Source organism: Sutterella massiliensis (assembly GCF_016899755.1).
Taxonomy (GTDB): Bacteria; Pseudomonadota; Gammaproteobacteria; order Burkholderiales; family Burkholderiaceae_F; genus Sutterella; species Sutterella massiliensis.
This window is the reverse complement of record NZ_JACJJC010000485.1, coordinates 1-251: the sequence shown is the minus strand read 5'-3', so window position 1 is coordinate 251 and position 251 is coordinate 1. Positions and strand designations below refer to the sequence as shown.

At 62.9% G+C, this 251-nt stretch carries 1 pseudogene; it reads left to right on the top strand.

Annotated elements, in window-relative coordinates:
* Nucleotides 1-14: 14 nt before the first annotated feature.
* A pseudogene (locus H6A60_RS13415) lies at nucleotides 15-251 on the top strand (hypothetical protein); the annotation flags it as partial.

Genomic DNA, 251 nt, shown 5'->3' with positions numbered 1-251 from the left:
ACCTCAAGGTGTACATGAACCTTGAAAACGGCTTTGACGTCGACACGGGGGAGCTCGCCGACAGCGACCGCCTCTTCAACCGTAATTCGGTTTTGGGCATCGAGACGCCGTACGGCACGCTCGAAGCCGGACGCACGGGTGCGCTCGTTGCGGGTGTCACGGGCGGCATCTTCGCGGGCAAGGTCTCGCCTTTCGGCATTACCTGGCAGGAAGCGCAGGACAGTCAGATCCTCTCGGGCGCCGTCGGAACC